9 protein-coding genes and 2 pseudogenes are annotated in these 8,689 nt (G+C 68.3%); 7 read left to right on the top strand and 4 right to left on the bottom strand.

Annotated features, from left to right (window positions below; all coding sequences use genetic code 11):
• Positions 1-150: 150 nt before the first annotated feature.
• Together AB0H61_RS38805 and AB0H61_RS38800 are read left to right on the top strand one after the other, a co-directional pair.
• A pseudogene (locus tag AB0H61_RS38805) lies at positions 151-207 on the top strand (hypothetical protein); the annotation flags it as partial.
• Positions 208-289: 82 nt separating this feature from the next.
• On the top strand, positions 290-829 hold the full coding sequence (locus AB0H61_RS38800; RefSeq protein ID WP_357313882.1) for a hypothetical protein: 540 nt from the start codon (positions 290-292) through the stop codon (positions 827-829).
• A gap of 71 nt (positions 830-900) precedes the next feature.
• On the opposite strand, the gene AB0H61_RS38795 is transcribed toward AB0H61_RS38800, so the two are convergent.
• Entirely contained in the window at positions 901-1,185 is a 285-nt protein-coding gene (locus tag AB0H61_RS38795; RefSeq protein WP_357313879.1) for a hypothetical protein, read from the bottom strand.
• A gap of 451 nt (positions 1,186-1,636) precedes the next feature.
• Here AB0H61_RS38795 and AB0H61_RS38790 point away from each other — a divergent pair, with 451 nt between their 5' ends.
• From AB0H61_RS38790 to AB0H61_RS38775, 4 genes are read left to right on the top strand one after another with little or no spacing between them, the layout of a single operon-like run.
• Complete coding sequence (locus AB0H61_RS38790) at positions 1,637-2,074, top strand: hypothetical protein (protein ID WP_357313877.1); 438 nt, start codon at positions 1,637-1,639, stop codon at positions 2,072-2,074.
• 5 nt (positions 2,075-2,079) lie between these two features.
• Positions 2,080-2,661: an ATP-binding protein gene (locus AB0H61_RS38785; protein WP_357313874.1), complete on the top strand. Its 582-nt coding sequence runs from the start codon at positions 2,080-2,082 to the stop codon at positions 2,659-2,661.
• Positions 2,552-4,513 (top strand): hypothetical protein, encoded by a 1,962-nt coding sequence (locus tag AB0H61_RS38780; RefSeq protein WP_357313871.1) that lies wholly within the window; start codon positions 2,552-2,554, stop codon positions 4,511-4,513. The genes AB0H61_RS38785 and AB0H61_RS38780 overlap by 110 nt, the downstream gene beginning before the upstream one ends.
• A 36-nt stretch (positions 4,514-4,549) precedes the next feature.
• Complete coding sequence (locus tag AB0H61_RS38775; protein ID WP_357313869.1) at positions 4,550-5,206, top strand: cyclase family protein; 657 nt, start codon at positions 4,550-4,552, stop codon at positions 5,204-5,206.
• A 109-nt stretch (positions 5,207-5,315) separates the two neighbouring features.
• On the opposite strand, the gene AB0H61_RS38770 is transcribed toward AB0H61_RS38775, so the two are convergent.
• Positions 5,316-5,741, bottom strand: a complete 426-nt coding sequence (locus tag AB0H61_RS38770; RefSeq protein WP_357313866.1) for a hypothetical protein — start codon at positions 5,739-5,741, stop codon at positions 5,316-5,318.
• 80 nt (positions 5,742-5,821) lie between these two features.
• Positions 5,822-6,391 carry a TetR/AcrR family transcriptional regulator gene (locus AB0H61_RS38765; protein ID WP_357313863.1) on the bottom strand — a complete coding sequence of 190 codons (570 nt, stop codon included), beginning with the start codon at positions 6,389-6,391 and terminating at the stop codon, positions 5,822-5,824.
• A 98-nt stretch (positions 6,392-6,489) separates the two neighbouring features.
• On the opposite strand from AB0H61_RS38765, the gene AB0H61_RS38760 reads away from it, so the two are divergent.
• Positions 6,490-6,927, top strand: coding sequence for a hypothetical protein (locus AB0H61_RS38760; RefSeq protein WP_357313860.1), 438 nt, complete (start codon positions 6,490-6,492; stop codon positions 6,925-6,927).
• Positions 6,928-7,182: 255 nt separating this feature from the next.
• On the opposite strand, the pseudogene AB0H61_RS38755 reads toward AB0H61_RS38760, so the two are convergent.
• Positions 7,183-8,286, bottom strand: a pseudogene (locus AB0H61_RS38755) (transcription termination factor Rho, short form); the annotation flags it as partial.
• Between the last annotated feature and the right edge of the window lie 403 nt (positions 8,287-8,689).

Here is an 8,689-nt window from a genome sequence, read left to right as displayed (position 1 = left end):
CGGTCGGACAGCCTGTCGGGCACTCGGAATGCCTCCTGGGCGCTGACTGAATCGGCCGACCCGGTGGTGGTGGAACTGAGAGAGGAATTCTGAGCTGTTCTTCGCGCTGCTCAGGCGACATGGAGTACGTAGTGCGCACATCTGGCCGGGGTGAGCCACACCTGGTACACGTGGCTGGAGCAGGGCCGCAAGATCGTCGCCAGCCCGCAGGTGGTGGATGCGCTGGCCCGTGCGCTGCGGCTCGACGAGGTGCAGCACCGCCATTTGCGGCAGCTGGCGGGCCGATCCTATGGTGGAACACGATGCGGGCGAAGCGATTTCGCGGTTGCAACGATTGGCCGATTCGATGTCGCCGAATCTCGCGGTGGTGCACGATTCCCGCTTCGATTTCGTCGTCTGGAACGCGGCCTTCTCCCGGATTCGCACCGATCCCGCCGAATTGGCGCCGGGGCGACGGAATCTGCTGTGGTGGATGTTCACCGACGAACGCAATCGCGCCGCGATGCACCGGTGGGAGCCCGCCGCGCGGGCGATTCTCAGCCAGTTCCGTGCCGTCGTCGGCCGCCGTCCGGATGACCAGCGGCTGGCCGCGATCGTGGCCGGATTGACCGAAGCCAGTGCCGAATTCCGGATCTGGTGGTCGGAGTATCCGGTGCAGGATTTCCGTCCGGCCACCATCGGTATCGAGCATCCCGAGGCCGGGCCGATCGAGTTGGAGTTGTATCAGTTGCGGCTGGTGGAGAATCCGGATCTGCTACTGGTAGTGCAACTTCCGGTGACCGATGAGGATCGCAGGCGCATTGCCGACCAGCTCGACGCGCCCTCGTAGCGTCACGGTGATGGTGCGACGGCTTCGCACCGAGCCGTCGACGACTCGGTGCGAGATGGGTACGAAGGGCACTAGTTCCGCTTCGCCCAGCGGCGCAGCCCGCCCGGGTGACGCATCATCAGGACCCCGAGCGCGGCGACCGCGATGCCGCGCGGCGCTTCGTAGATGAACCCGGAGATGCCCTGGGTCGCGGGAATCGGCAGGAAGAAACCGACCATACCGACCAGCGTGAGTATCGCGATCCAGCGCGGGACCGTGCGGTTGCGCAGCATGCTGGCACCCAGCAGGCCCATTCCGGCCAGCATCACCATGCCGCCGCCCTGGTTGAACACCAAGAACGCGGTCGTGCCGATCATATTGTCGTTGTCGGCGATCAGGTGCGCGGTGGCGGGATCCTTCGCGAACGGGTGGGCGACGAACAGTTCGATGGTGAGGTGTCCGGTGGCGGTGACGATATTGCCGACCAGGTAGCAGACCGTGCCGATGAACCCGGCTAGGCCCAGCCGCGGCCGCAGCCATGAGTAGGCCGAGGATCAGCAGGACGGTTCCGACGCCGAGCAGGGATTGGGCGATCGGTGTGCCCGGGCCGGTCAGCGCTTCGACCGAATGGCCCTTGTGGTCGACGATCGGGTACAGCGTGCCGCCCGCGATGCACAGGGCGCCGCCGATGGTCAGCGCCGCACCGCACATCCGCAGTACAGTCTCGCGAGAGGGGCCGCCCGCAACGGTCCGGATTTCGCTGGTGGTCGGGGTTGGCAGGAGTGCCTGTGTGGTTGTCATGAGCCTAGGGTCGAGGAAGGCGCTGGTGTGACGCTGGTGCGCGGCCGGTCCGACGAGGAATCCGGCGTGCGGCCCGCGATCTCGGTACTCGGGCCGCTGGAGGTGAGTGCCCCGGACGGCACCCGTATCGCCATCCCCGCCCGCAAGCATGCCGAACTCCTGGTCATCCTCGCGGCCGAGCGCACCACCCGCAGCGCGGGCTATCTGTGCGAACTGCTGTGGCGGGGGAGCCCGCCCGACAGTGCCCTCGTCACCTTGCAGGGCTACGTCTCGCGGTTGCGCCGGGCATTGAAGCCGCTCCCCGAGTTGCGAATCGAGACCGACGCGAACGGCTACGTGCTGCGGTGCGCCGGGTGGGGCGCCGATCTCGACCTGCTCGACCTGCTGTCTCGGGACGCGCGGGCAGCGCATGCGGATGGCGATGTCGGTCGCACCGTCGACCTGCTCCGGCGCCGTCTTCCGTGACTCCGGTGCGGGCGCGGTTCGCGCTCGTCGGGCGGGAGGATGTCGCCGCTGTCCTCGACCGCGCCTGGAGCCGGGCACAACGGGAATTGGCCGTCGTGACGGTGCGCGGCGCGCCGGGGATCGGTAAGACGACCATCGTCGCGGACGCGGTGCGGCGGCACGGTGCCGCGGCGTTCTTCACCGGCGGCATCAGCGGAGTCGGCGCCGCGGCCATGGAAACCCTGATGCCGTGGCTGGATCAGGCGGCGCTGTCCGGGCGCGCGGCCCCGGATATCCCGACCGCCCGCGCGCTCGCGGCGCTGTTCGCGGATGTGGCACGGGAGACCGGCCGGGTGGTCGCGGTCATCGATGACGTGCAATGGGCCGATGTCGATTCGGTGCGGATGATCGCGGCGGCGTTGCGGGTGTTGCGCGCGTCCGGTGCTGCTATTGCTCACCGTCCGGACCGAGCCGCTACCCGCCGAAGTGGGCGCTGCCGTGCGGTTGCTCCAGTCCGCCGGCGCGCATGTCGCGGTGGAGTTGCCGCCGCTGTCCGACGATGCCGTTACCGAGCTGGTCCGCGCCGATCTCGGCGATACGAGTCGTGACGTTCAGGCCGGGATCGTCGAGCGTAGCTTCGGCAGCCCGTTCATCGCGGCGCAACTGTGCGACCTGGTGCGCGCAGGCCGGCCCTTGGACGGACCCGGCGCCGCGACCGAGATCACGGCGGCGAAGCTGGCCGCGGTGTCGCAGCCCGCGCGAGCACTTGCCGAGTTGCTGGCGGTGATCGGCCCGCATGCCTCGATCGGACTCGCCGTCGCCGCCGACGGCGCGCCGCACTTCGATGACCGGATCGGCGAACTCGTTGCCGCCCAGATTATTTCGGTGTCCGACGGTGCGGTGGCCTTCGGTCACGAACTCGTGCGCGCCGCCGTTCTCGCCACGGTCGGCGCGGTCCGGACGGCGGCATTGCACGACCGGATCGCGAACGCGCTGGCCGATCTGCAACCCGGCGCACTCGCCGCGCAGGCGATGCATCGCAGCGCCGCCGCGCTGAATTCGCTCGACAGCACCGCGGCGCAGGCCTGTCTCGCCGCGGCGCGGGAGGCGCTGCGCCGGGACGCGGTCAACGATTGCGCCGACCTCGCGGCGCGCGGTTTGCGGCACGCGGATCCCGGCGACGCAGAGCTGTCGATCGAGCTCGATTGTATTGCGGGACAGGCGCACAACCGGCTCGGCCACTACGACGCGGCAGCCGAATGTTTCGACCGCGCCGGTCGGCGCTGCGCCGAACGCGGTGACTGGTCCGGCCTCGCCCGGACCGCGCTGCTGGCCTCGCCACGCGGGGTCGCCGGATACTTCTCCGGATACGGTGTGGTGCAGGCGGGTTCGTCGGGGCTGCGGGCGCAGGCGCTGGCTCATCGCTTCGACCTCGACGCCGATCTGGTCGCCGAGGTGGACGCGATCGAGGCCGTGGATCGCGCAATCCACGGCACGGCAGGCGATCTCGACTATCTGGCCGACGCGCAGGCGCGCAGCGCGCCCGGCAGCCGGTCCTGGCGGCAGGTACGGCTGGCCGAGTTCGTCTGCACCTGGGATCCGGCGACCGTGGCCGAGCGGCGCAAGATCGCCGAGGAACTCGATGAACTCGCAGGCCCCGACCGTGCGGCGCGGGCGACCGCCATCCATCTTCGCCGGGTGTGTGCACTGGAGGCGGGGGATATGCGGCTGGTCTGTCGTCTGTCGGCCGAGTTCGCCCGGCTCGCGTCCGATGGTGGCACCGACCTCGCGGCCACACAGCTGTGGTGGCAGGTGATGCTCGCCGTATTGCGCGGCGACTATCCGCAGTCGCAGGCGTTGATGACGCGATTCGCCGAAGGACTCGGCGCGGTCGACGGTCCGGCCCGATTGCTGGCCGAAGCGGCGGTGCTGACGAGCAGTTCGATCGAGCTGTGGCATCACGGTCGTCTGGGCGAGGCGCTGGTCGAGGCCGACCGCACGGCCGAGGACTTCGACGAAGACTTCGCGATCGTGGTCGCGATGGCCGCGGCCGAGATCGGTGACCACGACCGTGCCATGCGGTTGATCGAGACGGTCCTCGCGCTGCCGGGGCGCTGGCACGGTCCGCGGGTCGCCGTCCGGGTGCCGCTGCTCATCGAGGCGTTGCTCGCGGTCGGGCAGAACGCGCCGCGCTGCCGTGCTCGGGTGGTCGAGTTCACCGCGACGCTGGAACCGCTGACCCACGGGTGGGGTGAGGCTTTGATCGTGCAGTGGCCGGGATTGGTATGCCTGGGCCCATCCGGGCTCTACCGGGGCACCGCGCGCGGGATCCTCGGCCGCGCAGGTGCGCGTGCGGAGGTGGTCGCCGCGAGGCACCGGGCCCGCGCACTCGGTGCGCGGCCCTACGAGTCGCGAGCGGAGGATCGGCTGACGCGGTGGCCATTCGCCGACGAGCGATGAGCCCCGTCCGCGCACGGCGGAGGTACGGTCGCTGGCATGAGCAGGGTGATTGTGGAGTTATCCCATCCGATCTCCGACGGCATGCTCACCTGTCCGGGCCTGCCCGCACCGCGGGTCACCACGGTTGTGTCACGTGAGCAGTCACCGCTGGTCGACATGGCCTACGACATCGCGCGCGTGGATATGGTCGGCAATACTGGGACCTATATCGACGCGCCCCTCCATTTCCACGTCGATGGCGCTGATATCGCCGAGTTGCCGCTGGAACGACTGTTCAACGTGCCGATCGTGGTGATCCGCGCGGCGGGGACGCGGGCGGTGGGACCGGATGTGCTCGGCGACCCGGCGCGGCTGTGGGGCAAGGCGGTACTCGTGCACACCGGATGGTCGGCCCGATGGGGTTCGCCGGCGTACCGGGGCCCGGAACATCCGTTCCTGGTCGGCGAGGTCGCGGAGGCATTGGTCGCCGCCAATGTGGCCGTGGTGGGCATCGACTCGCTCGACGTCGACGATACGTCGATGCCGACGCGGCCGTGCCACCACGCGCTGCTCGGTGCGGGAATCCCGATCATCGAGCAGATGACGAATCTGGACGCGGTCCCCGGTATCGGCGCCAGGTTGGTCGCCCTGCCCGCGCCGATACGTGGGATGCGCTCGTTTCCGTTGCGCGCGGTCGCGTGGACCGATCACTGAGTCCTCGGCGATCGACCTGGCTGGATCGGTTGCGGCTGGTGCAGAATCCGGATCTACAACTGGTAATGCGACTTTCGGTGACCGACGAGGATCGCGGGTGCGGTGCCGATCAGCTCGGCGCGCCACCGTAATCGACGGTGGCCTCGTCGGTGTTGCGGGACCAGTCCACGAGGTCGTCCGCGTCGTCCGCGTCCGGATCGGGCCATTCGTCCTCGACGACCAGGCTGCCGCTGTTCAGCATCTCCGTGTACTGCTCGGCGACGAGGGTGGTCGGATAGCTCGGCCAGAAGGAGACCGCGCCGGTGGACTTGTCGATAACGCAGACCGATCCGCCGATGGCGGGCGGCGGCACCGGCGCTTCGGTGGCCGCACCGACAACGGCGATCACGATGAAGCCCCCGTCGAACTCGGTGACCACGTTCCGGATTCCGGCCGCGATATCGTCGGGGTCGGACAGGTGCAGGTCGGCGATGCGTTGTGCCTCAGCGAGATCGACCGGTACGGTCGCTTCGGTCGGATAGGCGTGGACTTCCATGGTGCCCCTTTCTGGGCCTTGCCTATCACCGGGAGCGACTGCACGGGGCTCGGAAATCCTCGACCAGGAACCCCTGCGGCTCAGTCGAACTGAACGGTAGCGATCATAGCTCGGGCCAGCGTCTCCGGATCGTCCGAGTCGACCAGCGCCGAATTCGCCAAGGCCCCCTCGCGCCACAGGGCGGCGAATCCGTGCACGAGTGACCAGGCAGCCAGCTGGGTGGCCCGTTGGTGCGGCCGCGGACGGTCGGCCTGTAGTTCGGCGACCCCGCCGCGGAGCGCGGCGCCGGACCGGGTGCGTGCCTCGGTCAGTCGTGAATCATCGGCGCGCAGCAGGTCGCGGCGGAACATCACGTCGAAGTGTCCGGGATGGTTCAGCGCGAATCGGATATATGCGACCGCGACCTCGCGAAGATCGGGACCGGCACGTTCCAGTTCAGCGGCAAGCAGGTCGAAGCCTTCGATGGCCAGCGCGGTGATCAGGCCCGCGCGGTCGCCGAAATGGTGTGCGGGCGCGGCGTGTGAGACACCCGCGCGCCTGGCCAATCCGCGCAGCGATATCGCGTCGACGCCGTCGGTCGCGATCTGCTCGGCCGCCGCCGCCAGGATGGTCGCCCGCAGATCGCCGTGGTGGTAACCGCTCTTTGCCATACCTCGATGGTGACCGAGAATCTTGTCATTGACAAGTTTCCGACGTCATGGCTAATCTAGCCACTGTCAAGATTGGCTGCCATAGCTAGGAGATCCCGATGGCACCCCTGCTCGTACTCGCCGTCGTCACCGGACTTGCCCGCCTGATCGGTTGGCTGGGCGATATCGCCTGGCTCGATTCCTGGCCGCACGCCGCCGCACTCGGACTCGCGGCCATGTTCGTCCTCACCTCGACCGCCCACTTCCAGGAGCCGCGCCGCAGTGGACTGATCGCGATGGTGCCGCCGCGACTGCCCGGCGCGCCCGCGCTGGTAACGCTGACCGGCGCGCTGGAATTGGCCGGCGCCCTCGGCCTGCTCATCCCGCCGACCGCAAAACTCGCCGCCGCGGCGCTGGCGCTGATGATGATCGCGATGTTCCCCGCGAACGTCCGCGCGGCCCGGGCCGGTGTCGGCGTCAAGACGATGCCGCTGCCGCTGCGCGCGGTGGTGCAACTCGTCTTCCTCGGCGCGGCGGTACTGGTGATCGTCGGATAGTCGTTCTCGACCGCCCCGGCCCGGCGCGGCCGATTCCGGTCGCGGTGAGTTCATTTCGGAAAAGGCCGCCGAGCCAGCGGGTTCGAAGACGGTCAGGGTCAACTATGTTGCCTGACAGTTGTGTTGGTGGCGGGAGCGATGGTTAGCGAAAACCCCGGAGGCCCTGTTCCCCCCTCCTGGAGCAGGCCCTTCCGGGGCTGAGATAAACAATGCCCCGGGGGCCTTGACAGGGGCTTAAAGAGGGCTTAAAGGGGGTTAGCGCTTGGGTGTGGTGAGCTGGGCCAGGAGCTCGGCGTTGGTCTGGGTCTGGCGCAGACCCTCCAGGAGCAGGTCGATGGTCTGTTTGCCGTCGACGGCGGCGAGGGTGCGGCGCAGCACGTGGGTGGCGGCGAGTTCGTCGGGGGCCAGCAGCAATTCGTCCTTGCGGGTGCTGGATTGGGCGATATCGACCGCGGGGAAGACGCGGCGGCCCGCGGCGGCGCGGTCCAGTTTGAGTTCGGCATTGCCGGTGCCCTTGTACTCCTCGAAGATCACCGTGTCGGCCTGGGAGCCGGTCTCCACCAGGGCGGTGGCGATGATGGTGAGGGAGCCGCCGTTCTCGATATTGCGGGCCGCGCCGAGAAAGCGCTTGGGCGGGGCGAGAGCGGTGGCGTCGACGCCGCCGGAGAGGATCCGGCCGGAGGCGGGGGCGGCCAGGTTGTACGCGCGGGCGAGGCGGGTCAGCGAGTCGAGCAGCACCACTACGTCGCGTCCCATTTCGACCAGGCGTTTGGCCCGCTCGATCGCGAGTTCGGCCAGGGCGACATGCTCCTTGGGGGAACGGTCGAAGGTGGCGGCGGCGATATCGGCGGGGACGGTACGGGCGAGGTCGGTGACCTCCTCGGGACGCTCACCGACGAGCACAAGCATGAGTTCGCACTCGGGGTGATTCTTCGCGATTCCGTACGAAATCGCTTGCAGAACAGAGGTTTTACCCGCCTTTGGTGGCGCGACGACCATGGCGCGCTGGCCCTTGCCGATGGGCATGACCAGATCGGTGACCCGGGTGGTCATTTCGTGCGCCTCGGTTTCGAGGCGCAGCCGCTGGTTGGGGTAGATGGGGGTGAGATCGGCGAAGTCGGGACGGGTTTCGGCGCGGTCCGGGTCCTGTCCGTTGACGGATTCGATGTGGGTGAATGGGTCCATCTGATCGCTCTTGGTGGCCGAGCGTGCCGTGCCCGTAACGAAATCACCACGGCGCAGACCGAATTCACGGATGAAGCGGGGATGGACGTAAATGTCGTGCGGGTCGGGCAGATAGCCGTCGACGCGCAGGGTGGCGTGGTTGCCGACGATATCCAGGATGCCGGTGACGGATCGCTGTCCGGCCTGGGGATTGTCGGGTGGTGTGTTCGTAAAAGTGTTGTCTTTCATGGTTTTTCCCTCAAGAAGTGGTGATGTGGGTGCACCGGTGACCGGGCATCGGAAGCGCCGGATTCGGCGATCGGCCCGAAGGCGGGCACCCGGGTACGGGTCCGCCGGCAACTACCCGGTGGGTATGCACGGTGATCGCGACAGCTCGAATGCCGGTGGATGGGATTTCGCAGTCACTTGCGGGAGATCTGGCTACAACCACAAGGCGAAGACTCTGCCGAGGCTACCGGTTCGGTCTGTCCCGCGCAAGAATGCGCGTTGACTCATCGAAAATGCCCGCGTAATCCCTTCGTTGCCTCATCCGAGGATGCCCGCGTGCGGCGTGGCGTCGCGGTGGATGGGAGGGGTT

The organism is Nocardia sp. NPDC050710 (assembly GCF_040654375.1).
Taxonomy (GTDB): Bacteria; Actinomycetota; Actinomycetes; order Mycobacteriales; family Mycobacteriaceae; genus Nocardia.
The sequence above is the reverse complement of the archived record's forward strand: the minus strand, read 5'-3'. Positions and strand labels throughout refer to the sequence as shown.